This window comes from Oceanidesulfovibrio marinus, from assembly GCF_013085545.1.
Classification (GTDB): Bacteria; Desulfobacterota; Desulfovibrionia; order Desulfovibrionales; family Desulfovibrionaceae; genus Oceanidesulfovibrio; species Oceanidesulfovibrio marinus.
Window position 1 is genome coordinate 1,808,756 of the sequence record NZ_CP039543.1, and the last position, 24,715, is coordinate 1,833,470.

Here is a 24,715-nt window from a genome sequence, read left to right on the forward strand (position 1 = left end):
ACCTCCTCAACTTCGTCGGCATTGCTATTCCGATATCAAATAGCGTGCCATGAAAAGGCTATAGAATCATGATGCGTTATTTCGCCACGTTGGACATATTCAACGTGGAGATATTATGATTGTTCGGCGCCGTAAAAGTGTTCACTGAACAGAAAAGTGTTCGCCGTCACGAGAAATGAACACTTTCGAACACAGCCCAGAGTTCATCCGCCGCCTAAAGGCGCTTCGGATCAACGATTTTGCTGAGAACAAGGAAACGTGGCCGCCTGGACAGGCGCACCAGAGTGTTCAGGAAAGTGTTCGGAGCAAGACAGGGGGCGTGTTCACAGCGCCTCTAACCACGCCTGGCGCGACGACGGTCCACAATGCCCATGGATTCCATCTTCATGTACAGGGTCGTGCGCCCTATACCCAGTATCCGCGCTGCCGGAGCCTTCTTCCAGTTTGTCTGTTCCAAAGCACCGATAATCTCTTCGGCCGTCACGTCTCTGCGCCGGCTGCGGCTCATGGCCGGTTCGCGCTCCGTCTGCTCCCGGAACTCCACCGGCAGGTGGTTGCGCTGGATAAGCCCGCCCTCCCCCACCACAAAGGCGTGCTCAATGGTGTGTTTGAGCTCTCGGACATTGCCCGGCCAGCTATACCGCAGCAGGAGCTGCATCACCTCGCCGGTCACGCCCTCGATCTCCTTGCCGTGCACGCCGCGGAACAGCTTGATGAAGCGGTCTACGAGCAGGGGGATATCCTCGGTTCGCTCCTTGAGCGGCGGCACGTGCAGGATCATCACCCGCAGCCGGTAGTAGAGGTCCGCGCGGAACCGGCCTTCGCGTATTCCCTCGGTCAGGTTCGCGTTGGTCGCCGCGATGATCCGCACATCCGCCTTGCGCGTGTGGGATTCGCCCACGCGCTCGTACTCCTTGCTTTCCAGAAAGCGCAGCAGCCGGAGCTGGGTGTGCGGCGAGATATCCCCGATTTCGTCCAGAAACAGGGTGCCGCCCTCCGCGGCCTGGATGCGGCCCGTCTTGTCCGTGACGGCTCCGGTAAAGGCACCGCGCACATGGCCGAACAGCTCGCTCTCCAGCAGGTTTTCGCTCAGCGCCGCGCAATTCAGCTTGACCAGCGGCCCCTTGGCCCGCGGTCCCGTGGCGTGGATGGACTCGGCAATGAGATCCTTGCCCGTGCCGGACTCCCCGGTGAGGAGCACGGTGGCGTCCACATCGGCAAACTGCTCGATGCGCGCGAAGATGGAGCGCATGAGCGCGCTCTTGCCCACAATGGGGCCGAAGCCCATCCGCTCGTCCAGCCGCTTCTCCATGTCCACGAGCCGGGAGATGTCGCGCAACACCATGACCACGCCGACGAGCCCGCCTTGCTTGTCCGTCAGCGGCTTGGCGCTGCACACCACGGTCTGGGGGTCGCCGCCGCAGTCCAGAGAAAGGCGGTACTCCTCCACGGAGCGGTTGGAAGTGAGCGCCTGCTGCAGCGGTCCGTACAGGGGGCAGTCGCTTTCCTCGGCAAGGGCGCGGATATCCGTGCCGGTGGTGATGCTACACTGCCGGCAGAGGGCGCCGGCTGGGGCGTTCACCTTGAGCACGCGCAGATCCGGCCCGGCCGCGATAACGGCGTCCGGGATGTGCTCGATGATCGTCTCCATGGTCTGGCGGTAGCGATCGATCTCCAGGGCGGCCATGCGCAGCGTCTGTTCGGACCGCAGGCGCGGCGACAGATCCCGCAATACAATGAGCGCAGCGGGCAACCCCTCGTGCTCCATGGGGGCCGCCTCCATCTCCATCTGGCGCATCACGCCGCCCGGCAGCTCCAGCGACAACGTCATCTCCCGACCGGACGGAAAGAACGGCGGCAGCTCCAGCCCCAGCTCGTCCATGGTCGAGTCGAGCATCCGATCCTTGTTCACCCCCCACAGATCGAGCGCCGCGCGGTTCGCCAGCAGTATCTGCCCATCAAGGCGCCGGGCGATGAGCCGCGCGCCGCAGCATTCGAATGCTGCCTCGTACAGGGATTTGCGGGGGACTTCCGATGACATGCCAGCGTACTCCTCAAGCTCCTCTATGGTGGAACGGCAGAGAGTGTCCTATACAACAGCGATGCATGCTTACGGAAGGGCCTGCTTGACCCCAGGCCGTCAGTGGCCGTAACACCCTGAGAAAATACAACGCGTCGCACGAAAAGGCTTGCGCGGCACAGTATCGGTGGAGCGTCGGATCCCGCTAAACCAATTTCCGGTACCGACCGATACGTAGATGTCCGCCGCGAGCAGCCCATGCACAGGCGCACAGCAGACACGCGGCGCTCGACGCCGCCACCGGACTCACAATGAACGAACCTTACTCACGACTCCTTGCCGGCGCCGCCGGCCGCACCGCCGCTCTGGAGCACGAGACCGTCTTCTATCCGTTCGGCATCCCCGTGGCTGTGGCCTCCAACGCCGAGTCGGTGCTGGAGGCGGCCGAGGATGCATTGGGCCGCTGGAAGTCCATGCCCACGTCCTATCGCGAGAGTGACCTCCCCCGCCGGCTGGAGATCGTTGTACTCAAAGGAATGAAGGGCTGCTCACCGGCGCGGATCATCTGGCGAGGACGAGACGGCCTGCTCACGGCCGCCGCGCCGGGCCTTCTGGCCACGGCGGCAGGAACGTCCGGAGCGGTTTTTGCCTCGCCGGCCTGGGCAGACCTCGGCCGGACATTCGCCGACCTCGTCGTGGTTCCGCTGGCCGTCTCGCTTGCCGCCGAATCGCTTTCCGAGGAGCGCCTTTTCCTGCGCGCCTCGGCCTTTGTGCATGGAAACGCCGCAATGCTTCTGCTCGCACCGGCCAGGGCCGACATGGCCCGGCTCGACTTTGCGGGCAGGCTGCACCGCGCCGGTATGGAGATGCTCGCCGCCGATTTCCTGCTGGCGGCGCACCATCCAGTCCGCGGCCTGGAGCTGTGGGGCCACCCCGCGGCCATCCCCCCCGCTCCGGACATGATCCCGGAAGAGATCATCATGCCGCCGGAAAAACCGTCCGCTTCGAGCTCAGGCAGCGCGAAGTCGGCCGGCGCAGCCAAGAGCACCGAGGACGAGGCAACTCCCGGCCCGGCGCCAAAAGAAAGCGTGACCACCTGGACGCCACTGCCGCTGGAAGGGGGCGTCAAGGTTCACCTCCAGCACAGCGGCCCTGTGCTCATCGCCATGCTGGACAGCGCCGCCCCCGGCCCGGAGGAGGATGCCTTTCCCGCGCCGCTGGGCATGGACAGGGCGGCTGTGGAGCTGTTGTTTACCAAACGGGCGGCGGTCCACTACCCGCCGCCACGGGATGCGGACCCTGCGCAGCTTCCGACCCGGGCGCGGGCAATACTGGCTGCCCTGAGCCGCAACGAGGCCGTGCGCGTTCCGGCGGGCGACCCCGAATCCATGGCCACGAAGCTGCTGAAAAAGCTGGAGGCCATGACCCGGCACAAGTAGCGCGCACCGGGAATATGGCGTCATTAAATATGAACACAGAGAAGGTATAGACAGGAATCGTTGCTCTTCGTATAGTGCTGCCGCATTGTGCGCCTTTGTTGAACCAACCTGTGCAAAAACGCCCGATCCCGGCCTATGATACACCTCTTCTTCAAATATACGCCTCTGCCTGCGCTCATTCTCGTCTGCATGCTGGCCGCGTACCAACAGAGCGTCATCGACGGCCTGTCCAGTGATCTCGACCAGGTGCGCGAGAAGTACCGCACGCTGGAGATATCCCGCGCCGGGGCCGAAGGCGCGCTGGAGGGCCTCGCGTTCTCGACCAAGCAGCGCACCCTCCTCCTGGGCTCTTCCCTTGAGGAAAACAAGGCCATGGTCCACAGGCTCTACTGTCTGCTGGAAGACAAGGAGCACATGATCCAGAGCCTCTCCCGCGGCAGGATGCTGACCGTCACCGCATACAGCCCGGCCGTGGGACAAACCGACTCCACCCCTTTCATCACAGCCAGCAACCGCCGCGTGCGTGACGGCATTATCGCCGTCTCCCGCGATCTCTACTCCAAGGGCTGGGAGTTCGGCCGGCACGTCTACGTCAAGGGCATGGGCGTCTTCACCATTGAGGACCTCATGCACAGCCGCAAACGAAACCAGGTGGACATCTTCATGTTCGATACCCATCGCGCCCTCCAGTTCGGCCGGCGCAAAATGCGCGTCTACCTGCTGGGCTCCTGACCATGGCTGCCGCCGGTGTGACGCTTGCCTACTCTACACACCGACCGGAAACGCTTGCCCCTGCCGCCGCGCTCATGCGCGGCCACGCCACCATCATTCTGGAAGAGCCCGAGACTCCGGGCTTCCACGCCATGCTCCGCCGCGAGCTGGCTGTGGACGAGTATTTGACGGTCACCGAGTACGAGTACCCGGCCTTTGCCAGACGCTCCGCCTCGCTGCTGCGCGAGCTCTTTGCCGAGGGCAAATACATCGTCCAGCTCGACCCGTACATGGACGTCCTCGTCTCCATCCACGAGTTCTTTACGGACGGCCACGGCCCATCGGACATCGCCCCGAAAACGACGCAAGCCGCGGTGTACGATGTGGAGCACCGCTGGACCAAGACCCTCATCCACTACTACGAGGCATCCGGCCAGACGGATTTCGACGGTCTTGTGGCGGCGCTCATCGGCTTTGCCCGCAGGGACGCCGAGCGCGGCAGGATGCGCGACGCCATGCGCGCCGAACATTTTGCCCGGATTTTGCATAAAGATTCATCGGCATGGCCCGGTCCGGTGTACCTGGAGGCCGGTTCCATACATTTTTCCCTGCTGCGCGAGCTGGTGCGGCGGTTGGATAAGCCGCCCAGGCTCGTCTACCTCATGGAGGATGTCTCCCGCCGCGTGTGGGGCAGGCGGCAGGTGCTCGGTCCGAGCGACGTGCTGACTCTGCTGCTCACCTTCTTCCCGGACCGTGCCGGACCGCGCCCCGAGCTGCTCGCGGCGCAGAGTCTGATCCATGTAAAAATACAGCAAAAGGAGGAGCTGGAGGAGTGCAAAGAAGAGCCGGCGCCGCATACTGTGGACGAAGCCTGGAGCGCCGGCGTGTCCATGGCCCTGGGATATGACGAATGCCGGGAGCTGTACGAGCGGCTGAAGGGTCTGCCCACACCGCATGCACGGCGCCTGGCCACGGATTACTTGAAACACATCAACCGGCGGCCCGTAGGCCACATTGCGTGACCAGACATCTTGCGGCCCGTATGGCGAGGGTGTATACGCCGGTCCTAACGCTTTATTGATTCAAGGGAGCCCCCACCAATGCGCATGCCTCATCTCCTGCTTATCGTCGCCCTCTTCCTCGGCTTCGTCACGCTGCTGGCCCACCAGCCGGATGACGACCGCGCCTTTGCCGAAGAGGGGGTCATGCAAGCCGCCAACACTTCACCGGCGCACCCGCCGAAAGACGTGATGCGCCAATGCCTGGAGCAGGCCCGCGCCGCCAATGTCTCCGAGCAGGACATGAACAGCTACATGGAGCAGTGCGCCGGCGTGCGCACCGCGAAGAGCGCCCTCGCGGAGTAACCTTTCCATGCGACCGAGCGTCCGGCCCGATTCCACCCGTGCGGTCCGGCTGTGCGCTGCGTGCATCGTCTGGTGCGCGCTTCTGACTCCATCCGCCCTCGCCGGCGATATCTACCGCTGCATCAACGTGCTCGACGGCGACAGCATCATCATCCAGATCGGCGAGTTCCTCGCCCCCGTGCGGCTGCTCGGCATTGATTGCCCGGAGAAGAACCAGGAATGGGGCGACGCCGCCAAGGCCTTCACCACCGCGCGCATCCAGGGCAAGGACGTCCGCCTGGAGTTCGACACACCCTATCACGACAAGTACAGCCGTAATCTCTGCTACGTCTGGTACAAGGAGAACGGCGGCTGGACCTGCCTGAACGTGGCGCTGATCCGCGCCGGGCTTGCCGTGCCCTTCCGCTCCCGATCGAACATCCGCCTGCAGCCAAAGATCCTGGCCGCGCAACAACAGGCCAGGGAGGCCCGCGCCGGGTTCTGGGCCAATGGCGGCCTCTCCCTTTCCCCGCATGACTTCCGCCGCCGGAACTGACAGCCTCTAGAGCAGCGAGTGCTGGTCCGCGTGCGGTGCTGCCGCCGCGTCCTTTCGCGTTCCGAGGAGCGCCGGTGCTTCCGGGTCATGCGCGCTCCTGTTGGCGTCCGCCGCGTCAAAGCGCTGCGTGGCGTAGCAGTAGCGGCAGCCGAACCCGCAGCTTTCGTACATGCCAATGTCCCGGCTGGGGGCGCAACCGCAACGAGGCCGCTGGCCGCCGTCGCGAGCACTCTCCACAGGCCGGCCGCTGAGACGCGCCACAAGTTCCGGGTCCACGCATCGCGATGGTACGATCCCTGCGTCCCTGGCGATGGGCTCCAGTGACTCCCACAGGGCGCAGCCGTCCATCTGCATGGACGAGGCGCGGGCCATGTCCGCCAGGTCCGGTAGCAGTGATCCGGCCAGCGCTGTCAGCCGATCCTTGTCCAGCTCGATGCCCGGCACGTCCGTCAGCCTGCGCCGCGCCTTGGCGTAGGGCTCCAGCACGCTCACGATGACGCGCTCCGTGGCCCCTTCCAGCCGCTTGGCCAGGGCCTCGAACCGTCGCCTATGGTAGTCGGCGTCCAGCCCGTGGGCAAAGACGATGGGATCGTAGCGCCAGCGCACCCGATGCGAACCGATACGCTCGGCCAGGTCGCGGAACACGCGCACAGCCGCATCCAGAGACGGTCCCCTGGCGTCCAACGAGCGCGGGTATCCGGTGAGCGTAAAGAGGAAGTAGAAGGCGTGGCCCATAGTCTCCAACTCGTCGAGATAGCAGAGCATCGGCCTGGGGAATCGTGTCCAGAAAACGAGACCATCCACGGCGGCGGGCGAGAGGTCCACACGGGAGACCTGCGCGCTGTTGAAGGGATTGGGCACCTCGCACCACCCCGCGCGCAAGCGGGTCATAAGCCAGGGCGCGTAAAAAGCCGGGATGTCCGTGCGCCGGCTTGCCGAGATGATCACGGCCTACTCCACGGCGGAGAGCGCCGCGACCACGGCGTCCTGCATGGCCTTGGCGTCGCGCACCGGGCCAGTGTGGTTATTCACGAAGAGCGCGTAGGCGTACCAACCGCCCCGCTTGTCGCGCGTGTAGCCGGCCAGGCAGATGTCATGGGTCACGAAGCCCACCTTAGCGTGGGCCACGTCCTCCGCCGGGGTGTTGCACATGCGGTTGGTCAGGGAGCCATGGCAGCCGGCCACGGGCATGGAGTCGTAGAACGCCTGGAAGTTGCCCGAGCCGCGCATGCCCTCCAGCAGCGCCACCATGGCCCGCGGAGAGACGAGGTTCATGCGCGAAAGACCGGAGCCGTCCACCATCTCCAGGCCCTTGCGGTTCACCCCCAGGCCGGAGGCCCAGGACATGACCGCCTCGGCCCCGGCCCTGGCCGTGCCAAGATTGCGGCGCGTGGCGCCGATGGTCTTGAGCAGCTGCTCGGCGTAGAAGTTGTGGCTCTTGCGGTTGGTGAAGGTGACGAGTTCCGAGACCGGCGGCGAGGTATACACCGCGGCCTGGGTCGCATTGCTCCAGCCCGCCGTCTCCCTGGGGTCCGTCACCACGCGGGACTGCCCCACCACGTACACGCCGTTGGCCTCCAGCACGCTGCGCAGGGCAAAGAGGAACCAGTCGGCCGGCCCCTCCACCGTGCAGGCAAAGCCGGTTCTGGAGCCGCGGGGGAGCTCGCCGGTCATCGCCAGAACGTTCTCGCCGTGGCGGCGCTCCGCCACAAAGCTGGAGCCAGACTTGGGTGCGCCTACCACAGCCTCGTTGTCCACATTCAGATAGCCGGCTACCGGTCCCACCTCGTAGCCAACCGGATCGCCCGGCTTGCCGTCGGCGGTCACGCTCACGTCGGCCGTGGACTCGTTGAAGGCCAGGGCCCCGGTCTGCGCCGCGTACCAGTAGCTCTCGTCGTCCCAGTTCCAGCCCATGCCCAGCGGCGGCCCAGGAAAAAGCGAGGCGTCGCCGATCAGATCGCCGGAGATGCGCTGAATGCCGCGCTGCCTGAGCTGCTGCGCCCACGCCGTGAACACGGTCAGGGGCTTGTCGCCGTGAAACACGCCGGAGATGGAAGGATCGCCGGAGCCGCGCGCTACCAGGTTGCCGTGCAGGGTGTCGCCCTCCACGACGCCGTCCAGCAGGAGCGGCGTCTTGTAGGTGTACGACGGCCCCAGCAGCGAGATGGCAGCCGCGGTGGTGAATAGCTTCAGGGTGGAGGCTGGAATGAAGAGCAGCTCGGAGTTGCGGTCCAGCAGCACCTGTCCGGTGCTCAGATCCTTCACATAGAGGCCTGTGTGTGCGCGGGTGAGCTTGGGGTCCGTCACGATGCTCAAAAGCTCGACTCTGAGCGCGTCCGCATCGCTGGCCGCGGCGTGGTAATTGCCGGGCGCAGGGGCCGGAGCCACCGCGGCCTGGACCGTGCCCTGCTGGGCGCGCGCCGGGCCGGCGGCAAGCAGTATGAGCAGGAAAAAAACAAAACAGACAGGATTCCGGACGGGCAGTGTGCGCATGTGCAGTTCCCTGGGGCAAGACGTCATGAAGGATAGCGGACAGAGTACCCTACCCGGCGGCGGAAAGAAATGGCCGATGCGCCTGCCAAGGCCGGGACGCGGCTATCAGTAAAAATCCGTGAGGAAGCAGGTGGGATCTGAGAAAACACGCCGGCATGAGACCAGACCGGGCCGCGAATATTGGCGGAATACCCCGGCAAGGATGACATCCCCCGCCCCATGCTTATCATTCCGAGCATGGCCGTCGCGCACAGCCCTGCGCCTTGCCAACCATGACCCGCCGGGGTACACACTATCCCCTTCATCAACAGATTTTTCCAGGAGAAATCATTGCCTGTTCCGCTCTTTCTGCGCCAGCTTTCCTTCTTGCAGGCCATCGCCCTGGCCGCATGCATGCTGCTTGCTCCGCTGTGCCTGTCCCAGGCAGCATGGGCCGGCGACAACGCCACCGAGCTGTTCGTCCCCTTCAAGCCCAAGGACGACCCCAACCGCGCGGCGTACGCCATGGGCATTCTGTTCCGCGCCAATCTCGCGGACATCACACCCGGCGAGGAGACGCAAGGCATGGTGCGCTATCCTGGGCCGTTGCGGAGGCTGGGCGTTCGGGCGCACGCCGGGCAGAAGATCCGCATCGTGGGCATGGACGGCGGATTGCGCATGGAGCTGCCAAACGGCGACGCCGTTGAGGGAATCAAAGGGGAAAGCGGGTACGCTTGGCGGAAGATTGAAAAATAGCCGCCCAAAAACGGCGCTAACTGGTCTGCTGCCGGCGTGAAACAGAACATCGACAGGCAGGGATACTTTCCTCCGGCAGGGCTTGCCTGATGTTATCTTAGCCGCTAAAAAACTCGCCGGCCTGCTGCTATAAAAAACAGAGCCATTGGCCAGGCGGTCATTTCCGCACATAAAGCCGTCAGACCGCCGGCGGCGCATTTCAACCGAGAATTCGAGACGCAACACCCATGGGCCTATTATCCAGAACCCTCTCAGCAGATGATATCGCATCCAAACACATAGGCAAACAACGGCGCTACCGCCTCGCTCGCGATGACTTCTTCACGTCCTTCAAAGGAACGCTCCTGACCTTCTACCGCGAAGGCCTCACCGGAAGCGACCGCGAGCGCTTCGTGTCCAACTATGTAGACAGCATGGCCATTTTCCGAACGGAAAAAGGTCAATATCTTGTGTATTATATTGTGGAGTTCATCGGCAACGAGTACAGCTCCGGCCGCAGGACATTCATCAAGGTGCTGGACTCGCCGGAGATGCTCAAGCAGTTCGTGGACCGAATGGAGTACAACAATAACAAGCTCTTCAAGCCGATCATCTTGAGCGAGCTGCGCAATCGGCTGCAGATGGAAGGCTGAGACGCCCCACCTCCCTTTTTTCAACGCAGTTTGACGAGCCGGCCTACTCCGGCACCAGTCCCCTCATTTTCAGAGAAGCGCACGAGCCACGCTGACCGACATGCCGTTTTAACCGGCAACCGACATGCACTGACAGCGCGCCTAGCTCGCCACATTTTCCGGACAGTTAGTTCAGGATGTAGTGCATGGGGTCCTTCAGCTTGCCGTCCATGTGGACCTCGTAGTGCAAGTGTGAGGCCGTGCTGCGGCCCGTGTTGCCCACGCGCGCCACAACCTGCCCGCGCTTGACCTTCTGCCCCACCTTGGCCTCGAAGGCGCTGAGATGGCCGTAGCGCGTCTTGAATCGCCCGCCGTGGCGAATCTCCATGGTCAGACCGTATGACGAGAACCGCTGCGCGTAGACCACCACGCCGTCCGCCGGTGCGCGCACCGGGGTGCCCTTACGCGCTGTGATGTCCACGCCCTTGTGCAGCTGTCTGCGCCTGGTGACGGGGTTGATGCGGTAGCCGAAGGGCGAGGAGAACCGGCCGCGGACCGGCCAGATGGAAGGAATGCGCGCGAACTGGTCGGACTGGATGACCATCGCGGCGATGATCTCCTGCTGGATCTTCTCCTCCAGAGCCAGGGATGTGTTCATGTCGTCCAGCATGGAGTGCAGGGAACGGCCAAGCTGCCGCTCGGACATGAGCGCCACAGGAACCACGCCGTCCATGCGCCTGTATGGACCGCCCCTCGGCAAGCCGGCGTCGGTGCGGTCGAAGCTGAGCATGATGCTCAGCTTGGAGTTGAATGCCTTGATATGCCTGGACTTCCCGACCAGAGAGAAAACCTCGGCGGCGCGTGAGAGCAGCTCGGCATGCTGCCTGCCGATGACGAGATCGTACTCGGCCTGCTTATCCAGCAGGGAGTCGTAGTCGCGGGAGATGCTCCAAAGATAAAAGGCCGAGCCGGCAAGCAGCAGCAACAGAAGCGCCACCGCCGGAATGACGCCGTTCCAGAACGGCAGCGACCGGCACGAGCCCTCATGGTTTCTGAAAACCAGCAGCTTGTATTTTGTCAGAAGCATGGCGGAGCAAGGCGCGGCATTTATTGGGTTGCAAAACGGGTTGAACCGCGCGGTCCGCCATGCGGCGGACCGAACCGGACGTATGCGCCCCTCGGACTGTTATTCACAACGGGGGCAGCGTCAAGTCCACAGGCCTGGCTGATTGCTCAACTTTTACAATCGTCACAAAATTTCAAGCGGATAGCGTAAACAACATCCTGAATTCGCAGGAAGCTGTCCACAAGCTCGGGATCGAACTGCGCGCCCTTTTCCGCCATGATGAGAGCGAGCACTTCGTCGTCGGACCACGCCTCCTTGTAGACGCGGCTGGAGCAAAGTGCGTCATACACGTCGGCCAGGGCCACGATCCTCGCCGACAGCGGGATGTCCTCGCCGGCCAGGGGCGCGCCGCGGGGTCCGACGGGCCGCATCACGTCTCCAATGCGTCCGGGGTAGCCGGCGCCGTCGTACCGCTCGTGATGGTGCAGGGCTATGTCATAGCACATCTGGTCCAGGGCCGGAGCCGCATCGCAGAACACCTGGGCTCCGTAGATGGGGTGCATCTTCATGGCCTCGTACTCGTCCTCGGTCAGCTTGCCGGGCTTCTTGAGGATGGCGTCCGCGATGCCGACCTTGCCCACGTCGTGCAGCATGGCCGCGATGCGGATGAGGTCGCCGTATCGTTTGCGCTCCTCCGGCCGCACCCCCCTGAACTCGGCCCAGCTCCGATAAATCTCCGCGGCATAGGAGCCTACGCGCTGCACATGCGAGCCCGTCTCCTTGGGGTCCCGGAGCTCGGCCAGCTTTATCATCCGCAAAATCCGCTCGCGGGTCATCATGGACCGCTCCAGGATGACCGTACATTTGTTGGCGAAGAGCGGGATGTACGTCATGCTCTCGCGGTCAAAGGGGGCGAAGCGGCCCTCCGCGTTCCGGGCGTTAATGATCTGCATGACGCCAAGCAGCTCGCCGCTGAAGGACTTGAGCGGGATGGTCAGGATGGATTTGGTGGCGTAGCCCGTCTTGTGGTCGAAGCTCTTGTTGAAGGAAAACGGGGACTCCGGCGGCAGGGCGTAGGCATCGTCGATGGCCAGAGTCCGGCCCGTGGAGGCCACGTAGCCCACGATGGAGGTCTCGTCCATGGCCAACGTGTGGCTCCGGTAGACGGCTGCCTTGCCCTCCCCGGTCTGCATGCCCTCGCCGAAAAGCGTGTCGTTGTGCACGTAACGGAAGCGCAAGGTTCCGTCCTCCACCAGGTAGATGGAGCCGGCGTCGGCGCGCGCCAGGTTGCGAGCATGCCACAACAGCGCATCCAGCACGGTATCCACATCCTCGTAGCGATTCAGCTCCTCGATGGTCGCCATGATCGTGTTGAGGAATGCGTGGCGGCGGGCGTCTGCGGCGTCCTGGGCCAGGAGAAGCTCCGTGAGCAACGCCGCCACCTCGCCGGCGCCATGGGCTGCCTGCACCCGCGCCACGGCGTTGTCGCTGATAACGACGCAGGCGTCTTTGAGTGCATTGGGATCGGGGACCGCCAACGAGACGGACGCGCCCTTGGTCAGGGCGCCGACAAGAAGCGCGACGCGAGGCTGCTCAAGAATTTCGCGCAAATGATCGAGCGGATTGCGGCGAATGATCCCGCTGCTGCCAGCAGGTGATCGCATGGCCTCCCCCGGATTGTTGCGGCCTGGAGCCATGTGGACGTGAACCGCGTGCGCGAATCAGGACGCCGGGTTCACGGGTGCTATGACGAGATCATGGGTACCAGCAAGAGAGCCGGTACTCAAGAACAGATGGAGAGCGCGCCGGGTCGACGGTACCCGGCGCGCCTCACGGAGCAGGAAGAAGAGAAGCCGTCGTCAACGAGTGCTGGAAATTTTTTTAAACGCCAAGGTCCATGCTGCTTACGGCCTGGATGATCTCGCCTTTGGCGTTGTACACGGGGGACGCCTCGGTGGCCACGAGCTGCTTTGCCAAGCCTGGGTCCTGGTAGACCATGCGCTGGAGCCGGGCCTTCTTGATGGCCTTCATTTGCTCCGCGATGCCGCCGGCGCCATGCACTTCGAAAGATTGTTGGACGTTGACCTGTTCCATGGTTCACCTCCATGCCCTTCCTGGGCGCTTATCTTTCTTTCTTCAGCTAACCTATCGGACGATTCGCCAAATACCTTTAGGCCGCGAGCAAAGAAAAACGGCCCGCATGGGGCCGTTTCGAGGTGTCCTGGCAAGGGACTGAAAGAATTACGAATTAACGAGACACTGATGCGCCGAGCTGCCGGCGCGCTCCGCCTCTTCGATCAGGTCGGCGAAGCTCACGGCGTCCAGCTTTTCGAACATGGCGTTGGTAGCCTCCACCCACACCTTACGTGTCAGGCAGTCGTCCGAAATTGGACAGATCTTGTCGTCTTTGGTGCACTCCGTGAGGGCCAGCTCGCCTTCCATGGTGCGCACGACCTGGCCCACGGTGATGTTCTCCGGCTTTTCGGAGAGCAAATGGCCGCCGCGGGGGCCGCGCTTACTGGTGATGTACCCATCCTGCTTCAACGGTCTGATGAGCTTTTCGAGATACTTCACGGAAACGCCCTGCCGCTTGGAGATGTCGCTGATGCGAACCGGGCCATCCTGGGAGTGCAGCGCAATGTCCAGCACCATACGGGTGCCGTACCGGCTACGGGTGGAAAGTTTCATGTGGTTTTAACTCCTGTCTTCCACCGAAATCCGGCAAGCCGCCGCGATTCCGGCACTATTCTGGTGCCCTGCCACACCTCGCCATGGAGGTTCGTCAGGATTACATACTCACTAAGTGTGATTCTACCACGAGATTCCCCGCATGTAAATGAGGCTTTTCAATGAATCGGTGTGAAAAATTCGATGGCGCGCCGGCTCAGCCGCACAGGGTAAGCACTTCCTCCACCTGCTCGGCGTTCTCCTCCACCGGTCTGTAGGCGCTCAGGGGGAGGCCGCCCAGGGAATGGAAGCGCATCTCAAGTTCGGGAAAAGCCGCGGCAAAGCTTTCCTGCTCCCCTTCCGGAATACCTTGCGCCTCGATGAGAAAGGGCACGTCCGCCATGAGAAAGAACACATGGCCAAGACGCGGTATCAGTGCGGCGGAGTCGGGATCCTGCAGGTGCCCAGGACCAATGATCACGATATGGCCGCCGCTTTCGGCAAAGGGGGCCAGCGCGGAGACTCCATCGGCGGCGTCCGGAGCGGCGACCTGCATGTCCAGGAGTCTGGCCGTCTCGTTGGCCAGGGCCGTACGGCCGCTGCCCTCCAGGCCGCAGAGGATTACATTGCGCGGCTTGCCGGCCGGCGCGCTCCCGCGCTTGAAGGTCCGGACCTTGCCTTCTTCCTGAACTTCCTGCTTTTTTTTGATGAAATGTTCGTACATGGCGTGCTCACTGGCTGGGTGCGCCGCGCCGGATGTGGTCGGCCACGGCAAGCACCGTGTTCACGTAGATGATTGAATGGTTGTAGCGGTACAGCGCCTTGCGTTGCGCCCGCCGATTTTTCGCGCCGGCCTTCCAGCCGTGCTCATTCAGAAAGTTGCCCAGGCTCATGAGCGCGTCGTCGGCCGTGTAAAGATTGACGGCGCCGTCGGCGTCGCCATCCACGCCGAACTTCACAGCGTTGGTGGGCATGAACTGGCAGATGCCGATGGCCCCGTACACCGAGCCCGGCATGCGCAGGGGATCGAGCCCGTTGAGCGCCGCGTACTGGAGCATAGCCACGAGCTCGTTCTGGGCCCAGTCCGCCTTCTCGTTCATGCGGTTGTACAGCCAGCTGCGCTGCGGCGGCGTGGGTTTCTCACGCGCCACCAGGCTGTCGAGGATAGTGGGGTTACGGCTGGCGGCCATGCTCGCCAGGGTGGCGAAGGCGTTCTCCTCTCCCAGGTACAGGCCGCACCGCGTCTCCACGGTCACGATGCCCACGGCGATTTCCTCGGGCACGCCGTAGCTGGCGCGCATCTTCTGCAGCGCCTTGCGGTGCGCCTTGTAGAATGCGCTCGCCTCGGCCAGGCGCTCCGGCGTGAGCACCGAGGAGTAGACCAGGGCCTTCTCCTCCGGCAGCGAGAGATCCGCCGGCTTGGGCTGGGTCTCCCTCTTGGCCAGCGCCAGAATCTCCTCGTCTGCCACGCCGGTCACGGCCATGCCATGGGCCTGCTCGAACAGTCGCACGGCGTTGCGCGTGTTGGGGCCGACCTTGCCGTCCACGTCGTCATCCAGGTAGCTCAGGCGCACCAGCTCCGTCTGCACGGCCCGCACCAGCCGGATTCCGTACTTGGTGGCGTACAGCGCCTCCATCTTGTCGACCATGGGCTCGGGATCGTACGCCAGCCTTGCCCTGGCAAAGAGGCTGTCCATGGCCGCGCGGTCGAAGCCCTCCAGGACCAGGCGGTCCACCAGAGGCCGCCACGCCGGGGGCGTCTGGGCTTCGGCGCAGGGTGCGACAAAGATCGCGACGAGGTTGCATAAAAACGCTGCGGCGAGCAGCGGGCCGATACGGAACGGATTGCTGCAACGAATGCTCATACTGCCCTGCTGGCTGATGCCGGATGGAAGGGGAATGGATCGGGAAGGACGCGTCGGTTGCGGGCCGCGCTCCCCGGAGGTGGCGGAAAACGTTACGAACGTTTCCTGTTGCGAAATGTTTCGAGCAGATTCAGCCCGCGGCGGCGCAGCTCGTCCTTGTCCAGGGAGCCGTCCTTGGAAAGGGTCCGGAACCCGTCCACGACCTCGTCCAGGGTCACGGGCTCTTCGAGAAGGCCGCGGCGCATGGCCGCCTTGGAGCCTGCCCCGGTGAGTTTCTCGCCGGCCTTTTTCGCGACCTTGCCGGCTTCCTTGCCCAGTGCGTTCGCGATGTTCTTCAGTTGCTCGTCCATACTATCCTCGTTGGGCAATCCTCATCAGGGGCACGCTGAAGGCCGATCAGCCCAGGCCGTGCTTGAAGGAGTTCTTTTTGATCACTGTGGCAAATCGGCTCAGCGCATTGAGCTGGTCGCAGAACCTGCCGGCGCGGTTGCCCCAGACCACGGAGCTTTCGAGCGCATGGCCCTCGGACTCTCCGGCAATGGAGACGATGGCCGTGTTGGTCACGTCGTCGTCCATTCCGTTGGTCAGGGCGTTGTCCAAAAAGCCGCACCAGGCGATGCGTACGTCCTTGCACTGCTCCAGCCGCAGCAGCTTGCCGGCCGGATTGGCGGTGAAGAAGGAGTCCCGCACGCTGAACCGCTCACAACGGTCGGCCAGCAGCACGGACTGGCCGCAGCCGGAAAAGTGGCAAAAGCGCAGCTCGGTGTCCGCGCAAGCCTCGAACCGTACGCCCCCCTGCTCCAGGTTCGCGAATTGGCAGCCTTCCAGGACAATGCTCCGGCAGTCCACGGCGACCAGGCCGGGACCGTACTGCGCAGTCAACGGCGGCTGTACGCCCGCTTTCTTATTTTGCGTTTTTTCCACGCTCGCGGCAAGGGAGCAGGCCTGCGGCGTGCGCGGCATGAAGGCCACGTCGCGGATCTCCATGTCCCGGACATTTTCCAGCACCAGTGCCGGCGCGCCTTCGGGTGTAAGGATTCGCACCCTGCCCTCCTGCGCCTGGATGGTGACGCCGGCGATATCGTGCAGCACGGGCACCATCGCAGCGCCGCGTTTTTCCCAGCGCACGTAGTTCGTGCTCGTGGAGCCTGCCAGGCCGATGAGATCGTACGTGCCGGGCGCGAGAATGACCCGGGTGTCCGGCTCGATGGCGCGGATCAGAGCCGAGGCGTCGGAAACGTGCACGCGGTTGGTGCGCGGCGCCGGGTCCGGATCGGTGCGGTCGCGCTCCTCCAGCTTGTCCGCCACGGCCAGCACCGTGTTCACGTAGGTCTGGCTGTGGTTGTACGTGTACAGAAGCTCGCGCCGTTCCTGCAGGGTATCCGCGGCCGAGCCGGACCAGCCGTACTCGTGCAGGTAGGAGCCGGCGCTGTGGATGGCGTCTTCCGGATCAAAGAGGTTCACGACGCCGTCGCCGTCGCCGTCCGCGCCGTGCTTTGCCACGTTGGATGGCATGAACTGCGCGATGCCGATGGCTCCGTAGATGGAGCCCGGCAGGTCCACCGGGTTCTGACAGGAATTCTTGGCGTAGCGCAGCAAGGCGGCCAGCTCGTCCAGAGCCCAGTCGCCGCGCTCCTTGGCGGTGTTCTTCAGCCACGCCTCCATCTCCGGGGTCAGCTTCTCATCCGCAAAGAACGGCTGCACCACGGTGTAGTCCGCGCCCAGGGCCATGCTGGCCAGGGTGTTGAACGCCGAGCGCACGCCCAGGTAGCGTCCGGAGCGCGTCTCCACGCTGACGATGCCGCCCACCACGTGGGAGTCCACGCCGAAGCGCCTTTCCATGGCCGCGAAGTCCGGCCGGTGGAGCACGTAGAAGTCACGCGCTTCGGCAATGCGGCGGGGATGGGTGCCGGCGTCGTAGACCCTGGAGGTCCAGCCGATGCCCGGTTTGGCCATACCGCGCTTCTGCAGGGCCATGCGGATGTCGGCCGCGAGATCACGTGTGGCCAGACCGTCGGGCTCCAGCCCATGGTCGGCCTGGTAGCGGCGGATGGCCTGGTCCGTGTTCGGCCCGTACTTGCCGTCCACCTTGCCGGGCAGGTAGCCCAGCTTGGCGAGGTCCTCCTGAATGCCCCGCACGCGGGAGGAGTCCGTCATGCCCTTGTAGAGCGTGCGCAGCTTGATGCGCATGGGCCTGGGATCGTACTCCACGCCGGATTGCGAGAACACGGCGCGCAGCTCGGCAGGGTCGAAACCCTTGGCGGCCAAGCGAGTGATGAGCGGCGCCCAGACCGCATCGGCGGCGTGCGCCGGCTGCGGCAGGGGCAGTGTCGCAACGAGGGCCAGGAGGAAGAGGACTGCTGCGGACAGCAAACCGATACGTACTCTGAAAAAACGGCTGATGCTCATGATGCAGAGGCCCCACGGACGGCTTGAGGTGGACCGATAATGGTACTGAATCGAACAGTAGCCCGATGCAGCCGCGTTCGACAATGAAAAAAACGAACCGCAACTCTATTCTGTTGTCCAGGCGATGCGCCTGCCCGGGCTTCAGAACTCGTATACACGCGCTGGCTTGCTCCCTTGCGGCGTCTTGTCCAGGGTTCCCCCCTGTGCTGCATTCTGCAACCGTTCCATGGGGTAACCCAGCCAGTACTCGTTCTTGCCATGGTCCCCGGTCTTCTCCATGCGCATCAGGGCGTTGTCGCGAAAATCCGCAATAACGGTGTACCTGGTGGGCCCCACTCTATAGGTGATCGTGTAGCGATCCTTGTCCGGTTGGGACTTGATGAAGGCGAGCAGATCCTCGGCCTGCTTCTTGTCCATGGACTCTCCGCTGAATCCGGCGAACTTGCCCAGGTCTCGTGTGGCCTCCAGCAGCGGCTCGGAACCTTCCTTACCCGGCCCCAGCATACGCTGGGCGAACCGCCGCAGCCCCACCTCGTCCAGCACGTCGCGCACCTCGACCTTTTGCTGCGGCCAGAACACATAGGCGGCAACGCCGCCGGCAATCAGCACCATGAGCACGATGCTCAGCCAAACCGCTTTCCGCATGGGGAAACTCCTTGCACACATCTTGTGCGGCCGAAACCGCCGGGGATGCAGCCGCCTAAAGTCTTGCCGGACCACCGCGGCCCATGTAGTTATATCCTCCGGGCATCATCACCCGGACCAACGGATACCCCAATTTTCGCAATCGTGACAATGCGCTACGACCTGACGACCCTGCCCATCTCCAAGGCCATCGCCCTGGTGGCCGTGCCGGCGTCCATCGGCTTCTTTTTCCACACCATGTACAACGTGGTGGACACATTCTTTGCCGGGCACATCTCCACCGTGGCCATGGCCGCGCTGTCTCTGGCTTTTCCGCTCTTCTTCGCCATCACGTCGCTGGGCAACGGCCTGGGCACCGGCGCCACGGCGCTGATCGGCCACGCCCTGGGCGCCGGGGACGAGAAGTCCGCCCGGCTGTTCACCCAGCAGGCCCTCTCCTTCGGCGCCCTCGCCTCCCTTGTGCTCACCGTGGTGGGCATCGCGGCCTCGCCCATGCTTTTCCGCATCCTCGGAGCCGAAGGACAGTACCTGGAGCTGTGTCTGGAGTACATGGACGTCATCTTTGCCGGGTCGTTCTTCTTCATCCTCATCTACATGTTCAACGCCTCGCTGAACGCGCAGGGGAACACGAAGATCAACAGGAACTTTTTGATCTTCAGCTTCTTTGCAAACTGCGTGCTGGATCCGTGGTTCGTGCGCGGCGGCCTGGGCCTTCCGCCCATGGGCGTCCGGGGCATCGCCCTGGCCACGGTGCTCATCCAGGTGGCGGGCTCGGTGTACATGGGCTTCCGCACCTGGCAGAGCGGCCTGCTCTGCGTGACCTGCTGGCAAGACTTCATTCCCCGGCGCGAGCCCTGGGCCGAGATCGCCAGGCAGGGATTTCCGGCCAGCATCAACTTCTTCACCATCGGGCTCGGCATTTTCGTCATCACGTACTTCATCTCGCAGTTCGGCGAGGCCGCCGTGGCGGCGTACGGCATTGCCACGCGCGTGGAGCAGATAGCGCTGCTGCCGACCATAGGCCTCAATGTGGCCACGCTGACGATCGTAGCGCAGAGCTACGGCGCCGGGTTGGGCGGGCGCGTGTTCGCCGTGCGAGCCAAAGCCCTGAAGCACGGCGCTGTCATTATGATCTTCGGCACATTGCTGGTCTTTTTCGGAGCCAGGCTCCTGCTGTCCTTTTTCACCAAGGACGCCGAGGTCGTCGCCATCGGAGCCGAGTATCTGCATATCTCCGCATTCGCGCTGTATGCCTATGTCATCCTATTTGTAAACGTCGCGTCATTGCAAGGCGTGAAGCGCCCGATGTTCGCAGTGTGGATCGGCCTTGCGCGGCAGATAGTCTTCCCGATTATTGTCTTCTCACTGCTTGTGCACGTTCTTGATGTTGGCACACTGGGTATCTGGTGGGGCATCTTCGCGATCACCTGGACAGCAGCGGTCATTTCCATCTTCTATGCGAACCATCTGCTTCATAAGGTCATTGCGAGCATGCCCAAAAAGCGCGCCTCCGGCGCCAAAGCATAAGCGACTACAGATTTCCGACATGGCCGATCCTTCGATTCATGGAAATATTGCATACATAACACCGTTCCCCAGCATACCTCCGCTCTCCATGTATCACGCGTTGCGTTGACGCTTTTTTCTTTTTTATCCCAGTCCCGTATTATGACTGGATATTTTTTACCATTTACGCTAAAGGGTCTATCAGTGATGTAGTAGTGCCTCGATGTATCGCCGCCAGCCATGGTCTGCGTCATCGGCCTGCAACGTGGTGATTGATTCGGGAAATCGGCGTTCTTCCTGCAGCCCCCGGGCATGGAACGCCGTGTGCGCGAAGCTTTTTTACCGCTTCTGGAATGTCTGCATATTGCTCGACATTTCCGCACAGCGCCAATCGCGAAGGAGTCTTCCATGGCGGAGAAAAACTCGGACCTCAGCTCCGAAGAGCTGACCACGACGGAAAAAATTACCACCACCCGCAAGTCGTTCCGTGTGCCGGTCAATGATCCCTTCACGCTTACCGTGAAGATTGGAGATGAGAGCTTTGGCGCCTTCGATGTCGTAGAGGGCGGCGTGGGCGTGTTCCAGTCCAGACGCAACCTGTTCTCCATTGGTGAAGAGATCGACAACATCACGCTGCTCTTCAGGGGAGAGCCGCTCGCAATGCAGGGACGGGTCGTGCACATCTCCCGCGACGAGGACAACACCTTCCGCTACGGAGTGCAGTTCACCAAGCTCGATCCCGAGACTGAGGACAAGCTCGTGTCGTTTGTTTCCCGCACGCGCGAGGATTACTTTCAGGAATAGGTATGTTGTGGGATAGCACCGTGGCCCCGGCTGTTCGCGCGCCGTCATTCGGCGTCTGCGCCGTACAAGGCGTTGCGCGGACGGAATGCGCCCGGCCCCCCGCCACGTGGAGGCATTCATGGAGATAACCTGTCCGAACTGCGGCTTTCAGCGCACCATTGACGATTCCAAGGTGCCATCACGGAAAGCCATGGTGCACTGCAAGAGCTGTGGCCACCGCTTTCCGCTGAAGAAAGCCCGCTCCATTGCCGTGCTGCTTTCCAAAGGCGGCGTGGGCAAGACGACCACCTCGGTGAACCTTGCCGCCGGCCTGGCGCTGGAAGGCAAGCGCGTGCTCCTGGTGGACACGGACACGCAGGGCCAGTCCGCGTACATGCTCGGCGTCAAGCCCAAGGCCGGCCTGACCGAGCTCGTCACGCGGGAGCTCAAGCCCAAGGACGCCATGTTCAAGGCGCGGGACAACCTCTGGCTGCTTTCCGGCGGCAAGTCCCTGGCAGGCATCAAGCGGATGATTGACCGCAAGGACTTCGGCGGCGAGATGACCTTGACCGAAGCCCTGGCCCCGCTGGAGGTCCACTTCGACTTTATCGTCATCGACTCCTCGCCGGGCTGGGACCCCCTCACCGTGAACGTGCTCTTCTACGCCAAGGAAGTGCTCATCCCGGTCTCGCTGGAGGTCATGAGCCTGCAGGGCCTTTCCGAGTTTATCAAGAGCCTGCAGTCCATCAAGAAGTACCGCAAGGAAGTGGGCATCAAGTACATCCTGCCCACCTTCCTGGACGAGCGAATCAAGAACCCCGGCGAGATCCTTGAAAAGCTCCGCACCATTTACGAGCAGTACCTCTGCCCGGCCATCCGCTACAACGTGCGCCTCTCCGAGGCCCCGGCCTACGGCATGACCATCTTCGAGTACGCCGGCGGCTCCACCGGCGCGGCCGACTACAAGGGCCTGGTGAAAAAGGTCCTGGCCGAGGACGAAGAGGAAGAAGAGTCCTAGCCCCGGATACCCCATACACATGCCAAAGCCCGGCCTCCCTGTTCGATACGGGGAAGCCGGGCTTTTCTTATCGGGGCGCAGACAGCTTACGCCGGTCCGCCGCGTTTCTATCCTCTCACTTCTTGCGGGACAGCGGCAGCTCGGTCACGCGCTCTCCGGTCAGGGTCTTCAGAGCGTTGGTCACTGCGGGCAGAACGGCCGGCAGACCGGGCTCGCCCACGCCGCCGGGTGCCTCCGCGTTTTCCACGATGTGCACCTCTATGGCCTCCGGACTCGCGTCCATTCGCATCACCGGATAGGTGTTGAACTGCTTGGTGGCCACGCCGCCGTCGGCGAACTCCATACCTTCGCCGACCAGGGCGGAGAGCCCCATGATCACGGCGCCTTCCACCTGCATGACTATGTTGAGCGGGTTGACGGTCTGGCCGCAATCCATGGCCGCCACGACGCGGTGGACCGTAATTGCGCCACTCTCGGGATCGCGGCTGATCTCGGCGACCTGCGCGGTGTAGCTGCCGAAGCAATGGTCGCAGGCCACACCGGCGGCGTGGCCCTCGGGCAGCTCCCTGTCCCAGCCGTAGCGCTCGGTCGCCAGCTTCAGCACCCCGGCTGCTCTAGGATCGGTCATCCGCGCCAGGCGGAACGCCACCGGGTCTTCCCCTGCAACGGCGGCCAGCTCATCAATCACGGATTCGCGCACAAAGCAGTTGTGCGAGCTGCCTACCGAGCGCCAGAAGCCGATAGGCACGGGCGTCTCGTGGCGCAACCACTCCACGCGCAGAGCGCCGATGTCATAATCCATCTCCGATACGCCCTCCACGCCGGTGAAATCCAGGCCGGTCTCCGCAAGCATGAATGGCAGGAGCCCTGCCAGAACCGAAGCCGAGGCGGTGCGGTGATTCCAGAATGCGATCTTCCCATTCGCGTCCAGGCCGGCCTGCACCCGAGCCACGCTGCCGGGCCGGACGGCGTCGTAGTGGAACTCCTCGTCCCGCGAGTACAGAAGCTGCACCGGTTTGCCGCAGGCCTTGGAAACATGCACCGCGACCCGTGCGCCATCGAGCATCCCCTTGCGTCCGAATCCCCCGCCGGCATAGGTCGTATGCACGGCAATGGACTCCATGGGCAGACCGGTTATCTCGACGGCTTTCTCGGCCCAGCCGGTCTGGAATTGTGTCGGCCCCCAGAGGTCCACACCGTCCGGCCGGACGTGGGCGGTGCAGTTCATGGGCTCGATAGGGGCGTGCGCCAGAAAGGGCTGGTGGAAGGTGAGGTCGATCTTGTCCGCGGCGGCCTCGGCCCGGCCCGGTGCGTCTCCAGTGTCCGCCGCAATTATGCCGGAGGAGTCAAGAAGCGCTTCCAGCTCCTCGAACAGCACTTCGGTGGAGAGGTCCGGTTGCGTGCCCTCGGACCACTGCACGGCCAGAGCGTCGCGGCCCTTCCAGGCGGCCCAGGTGTTCTCGGCCAGCACGGCCGGCCCGATCTCCGTCTGCACGACCTCGGTCACTCCGGGAACGGCCAGGGCGGCATCCTCGTCCCACGACTCGGCTGTTGCGCCATATGCACGTGGCCAGGCAAGGGCTGCGTAGTGCATGTCAGGCAGGTGGACATCCAGGCCGAAGCGCGCCGCGCCGGCAATCTTGTCCGGGATGTCCATCCGCCGGGCGCAGTGGCCGAGATATCGGAAAGACGCGGCGTCCTTGAGCGGGGGCGATTCTGGCACGGCCTGCCCGGCCGCCTCTTCCACAAGCTCGCCGTACGGGATTTTCTGCTCGCCATGGATCACGAACCCGTTCTCTGTGGTCAGCTCGGACGCATCCACGCCCAAGCGCTCCGCCGCAGCGGTCTTGAGCATCTCCCTGGCCGCGGCGGCAGCCTCCCGCAGCGGTCCCATCATGCTGCGCACGCTGGTGGAGCCACCCGTGAGCATGGCGTGGAACTCCGGGTCGTCGTACTTCGGGTCGTACAGCGCCTGGACGAACCCGACCCGCTGCAGGTCCGCGTCCAGCTCGTCGGCCACGATCATGCACAGGGCCGTACTGGAGCCCTGCCCCATCTCGATCTTGTTGAGCATCACGGAGACCTTGCCGTCCGTGTGCACAGTAAGCCAGAGGAGCTCCAGGCCTCCTTCCGGCGGTTGCCCGTCTACAGCGAATACGCCATTGACGCCTGGATTCAACATATCGGCGCACAGGGTCAGGGCATTGGGTGCGTTTGTCATTTCGCCACCTCCCTGGCCGCGCGCAGCACGGCAGCTTCGATGCGGGGGTATGTGCCGCAGCGGCAGAGGTTCCGGGACATGGCCTTGCGCACCTCGTCGCGGTCCGGGTCCGGATTTTCATCCAGCAGGGCCACGGCGCGCATGATCTGGCCGGGCTGGCAGTAGCCGCACTGGGGGACCTGCTCCTCCAGCCAGGCCTGCTTGACCGGATGGTCCTCTGGAATGCCTTCGATGGTGGTTATCTTCTTGCCTTCCAGGCCGGATATCTTGGTCGTGCACGAAGGCCGGGCCTTGCCGTCCACGATTACTGTGCAGCCCCAGCACTGCCCGGCGCCGCAGCCGAACTTGGTGCCCGTCAGCCCGAGAACGTCGCGGAGAACCCAGAGCAAGGGCGTATCCGGGTCCACGTCCACGGAGTACTCGTCGTCGTTGATAATGAGCTTGATCATGCAAATCTCCTGGGGTGTATGGAGCAGTAGCGTTCCATGTTGAAAACGTGGTGCATCCGCGCAACAGCGCGTTGAAAACTTTCGATGCAACTTGTGAGTAAACGCCAAATGTATCTCAGAGTCATGACACTATTTGGGTTATCTTTCGGAACACCCGGCGTGCAGCCGATCGCAGAGG

The 24,715-nt window shown here is 63.4% G+C and carries 24 protein-coding genes; 10 read left to right on the plus strand and 14 right to left on the minus strand.

Annotated features, from left to right (window positions below; genetic code table 11):
- Positions 1-334 precede the first annotated feature (334 nt).
- Complete coding sequence (locus E8L03_RS08145; RefSeq protein WP_144233733.1) at positions 335-2,041, minus strand: sigma 54-interacting transcriptional regulator; 1,707 nt, start codon at positions 2,039-2,041, stop codon at positions 335-337.
- A 290-nt stretch (positions 2,042-2,331) separates the two neighbouring features.
- Between E8L03_RS08145 and E8L03_RS08150 the strand changes: the two genes are divergently transcribed.
- The 5 genes from E8L03_RS08150 to E8L03_RS08170 all read left to right on the plus strand — a co-directional run bounded on the left by E8L03_RS08150 (position 2,332) and on the right by E8L03_RS08170 (position 6,069).
- Positions 2,332-3,459 (plus strand): hypothetical protein, encoded by a 1,128-nt coding sequence (locus tag E8L03_RS08150; protein WP_171267053.1) that lies wholly within the window; start codon positions 2,332-2,334, stop codon positions 3,457-3,459.
- 135 nt (positions 3,460-3,594) lie between these two features.
- Positions 3,595-4,191, plus strand: coding sequence for a 3D domain-containing protein (locus tag E8L03_RS08155; protein ID WP_144233729.1), 597 nt, complete (start codon positions 3,595-3,597; stop codon positions 4,189-4,191).
- 2 nt (positions 4,192-4,193) lie between these two features.
- Positions 4,194-5,192, plus strand: a complete 999-nt coding sequence (locus E8L03_RS08160) for a hypothetical protein (protein ID WP_171267054.1) — start codon at positions 4,194-4,196, stop codon at positions 5,190-5,192.
- A gap of 78 nt (positions 5,193-5,270) precedes the next feature.
- Positions 5,271-5,534, plus strand: coding sequence for a hypothetical protein (locus E8L03_RS08165; protein WP_144233725.1), 264 nt, complete (start codon positions 5,271-5,273; stop codon positions 5,532-5,534).
- A 7-nt stretch (positions 5,535-5,541) separates the two neighbouring features.
- The gene (locus E8L03_RS08170; protein WP_171267055.1) at positions 5,542-6,069 is read left to right on the plus strand and encodes a thermonuclease family protein; all 528 of its coding nucleotides are present in this window, start codon (positions 5,542-5,544) and stop codon (positions 6,067-6,069) included.
- A 6-nt stretch (positions 6,070-6,075) separates the two neighbouring features.
- Here E8L03_RS08170 and E8L03_RS08175 read toward each other — a convergent pair whose 3' ends face one another.
- Entirely contained in the window at positions 6,076-7,017 is a 942-nt protein-coding gene (locus tag E8L03_RS08175; RefSeq protein WP_171267056.1) for a DUF1848 domain-containing protein, read from the minus strand.
- 3 nt (positions 7,018-7,020) lie between these two features.
- The gene (gene dacB / locus E8L03_RS08180; RefSeq protein ID WP_171267057.1) at positions 7,021-8,562 is read right to left on the minus strand and encodes a D-alanyl-D-alanine carboxypeptidase/D-alanyl-D-alanine endopeptidase; all 1,542 of its coding nucleotides are present in this window, start codon (positions 8,560-8,562) and stop codon (positions 7,021-7,023) included.
- A gap of 330 nt (positions 8,563-8,892) precedes the next feature.
- Between dacB and E8L03_RS08185 the strand changes: the two genes are divergently transcribed.
- The gene (locus tag E8L03_RS08185) at positions 8,893-9,297 is read left to right on the plus strand and encodes a hypothetical protein (RefSeq protein ID WP_144233719.1); all 405 of its coding nucleotides are present in this window, start codon (positions 8,893-8,895) and stop codon (positions 9,295-9,297) included.
- Between the two features lie 227 nt (positions 9,298-9,524).
- The gene (locus tag E8L03_RS08190; RefSeq protein ID WP_144233718.1) at positions 9,525-9,929 is read left to right on the plus strand and encodes a hypothetical protein; all 405 of its coding nucleotides are present in this window, start codon (positions 9,525-9,527) and stop codon (positions 9,927-9,929) included.
- Positions 9,930-10,095: 166 nt separating this feature from the next.
- Here E8L03_RS08190 and E8L03_RS08195 read toward each other — a convergent pair whose 3' ends face one another.
- From E8L03_RS08195 to E8L03_RS08235, 9 genes are all read right to left on the minus strand, one after another.
- Positions 10,096-10,995 (minus strand): M23 family metallopeptidase, encoded by a 900-nt coding sequence (locus E8L03_RS08195; protein ID WP_171267058.1) that lies wholly within the window; start codon positions 10,993-10,995, stop codon positions 10,096-10,098.
- A 146-nt stretch (positions 10,996-11,141) separates the two neighbouring features.
- Positions 11,142-12,638, minus strand: a complete 1,497-nt coding sequence (locus tag E8L03_RS08200; RefSeq protein WP_244963695.1) for an HD domain-containing phosphohydrolase — start codon at positions 12,636-12,638, stop codon at positions 11,142-11,144.
- Positions 12,639-12,855: 217 nt separating this feature from the next.
- Positions 12,856-13,068 (minus strand): hypothetical protein, encoded by a 213-nt coding sequence (locus E8L03_RS08205; RefSeq protein ID WP_144233716.1) that lies wholly within the window; start codon positions 13,066-13,068, stop codon positions 12,856-12,858.
- Between the two features lie 147 nt (positions 13,069-13,215).
- The gene (locus E8L03_RS08210) at positions 13,216-13,662 is read right to left on the minus strand and encodes an RrF2 family transcriptional regulator (protein WP_144233715.1); all 447 of its coding nucleotides are present in this window, start codon (positions 13,660-13,662) and stop codon (positions 13,216-13,218) included.
- Between the two features lie 196 nt (positions 13,663-13,858).
- Entirely contained in the window at positions 13,859-14,365 is a 507-nt protein-coding gene (locus E8L03_RS08215; protein WP_171267059.1) for a nucleoside/nucleotide kinase family protein, read from the minus strand.
- A 7-nt stretch (positions 14,366-14,372) separates the two neighbouring features.
- The gene (locus E8L03_RS08220) at positions 14,373-15,506 is read right to left on the minus strand and encodes a lytic murein transglycosylase (protein ID WP_171267060.1); all 1,134 of its coding nucleotides are present in this window, start codon (positions 15,504-15,506) and stop codon (positions 14,373-14,375) included.
- Between the two features lie 92 nt (positions 15,507-15,598).
- A complete protein-coding gene (locus E8L03_RS08225) occupies positions 15,599-15,856 on the minus strand; it encodes a hypothetical protein (protein WP_144233712.1) in 258 nt (85 codons plus the stop codon).
- Positions 15,857-15,902: 46 nt separating this feature from the next.
- Positions 15,903-17,915: a lytic murein transglycosylase gene (locus E8L03_RS08230; RefSeq protein ID WP_171267061.1), complete on the minus strand. Its 2,013-nt coding sequence runs from the start codon at positions 17,913-17,915 to the stop codon at positions 15,903-15,905.
- Between the two features lie 141 nt (positions 17,916-18,056).
- Positions 18,057-18,560, minus strand: coding sequence for a hypothetical protein (locus E8L03_RS08235; protein WP_153307157.1), 504 nt, complete (start codon positions 18,558-18,560; stop codon positions 18,057-18,059).
- Between the two features lie 150 nt (positions 18,561-18,710).
- Between E8L03_RS08235 and E8L03_RS08240 the strand changes: the two genes are divergently transcribed.
- The 3 genes from E8L03_RS08240 to E8L03_RS08250 all read left to right on the plus strand — a co-directional run bounded on the left by E8L03_RS08240 (position 18,711) and on the right by E8L03_RS08250 (position 21,867).
- Entirely contained in the window at positions 18,711-20,087 is a 1,377-nt protein-coding gene (locus tag E8L03_RS08240; RefSeq protein WP_171267062.1) for an MATE family efflux transporter, read from the plus strand.
- Positions 20,088-20,474: 387 nt separating this feature from the next.
- Entirely contained in the window at positions 20,475-20,870 is a 396-nt protein-coding gene (locus E8L03_RS08245) for a PilZ domain-containing protein (protein ID WP_167512308.1), read from the plus strand.
- A 118-nt stretch (positions 20,871-20,988) separates the two neighbouring features.
- Positions 20,989-21,867, plus strand: a complete 879-nt coding sequence (locus E8L03_RS08250) for an AAA family ATPase (RefSeq protein ID WP_144233707.1) — start codon at positions 20,989-20,991, stop codon at positions 21,865-21,867.
- A gap of 115 nt (positions 21,868-21,982) precedes the next feature.
- Here the strand turns inward: E8L03_RS08250 and E8L03_RS08255 are convergent, their stop codons facing one another.
- Positions 21,983-24,088 carry a xanthine dehydrogenase family protein molybdopterin-binding subunit gene (locus tag E8L03_RS08255; RefSeq protein WP_171267063.1) on the minus strand — a complete coding sequence of 702 codons (2,106 nt, stop codon included), beginning with the start codon at positions 24,086-24,088 and terminating at the stop codon, positions 21,983-21,985.
- On the minus strand, positions 24,085-24,537 hold the full coding sequence (locus E8L03_RS08260; RefSeq protein ID WP_171267064.1) for a (2Fe-2S)-binding protein: 453 nt from the start codon (positions 24,535-24,537) through the stop codon (positions 24,085-24,087). The genes E8L03_RS08255 and E8L03_RS08260 overlap by 4 nt, the downstream gene beginning before the upstream one ends.
- Positions 24,538-24,715: the final 178 nt, after the last annotated feature.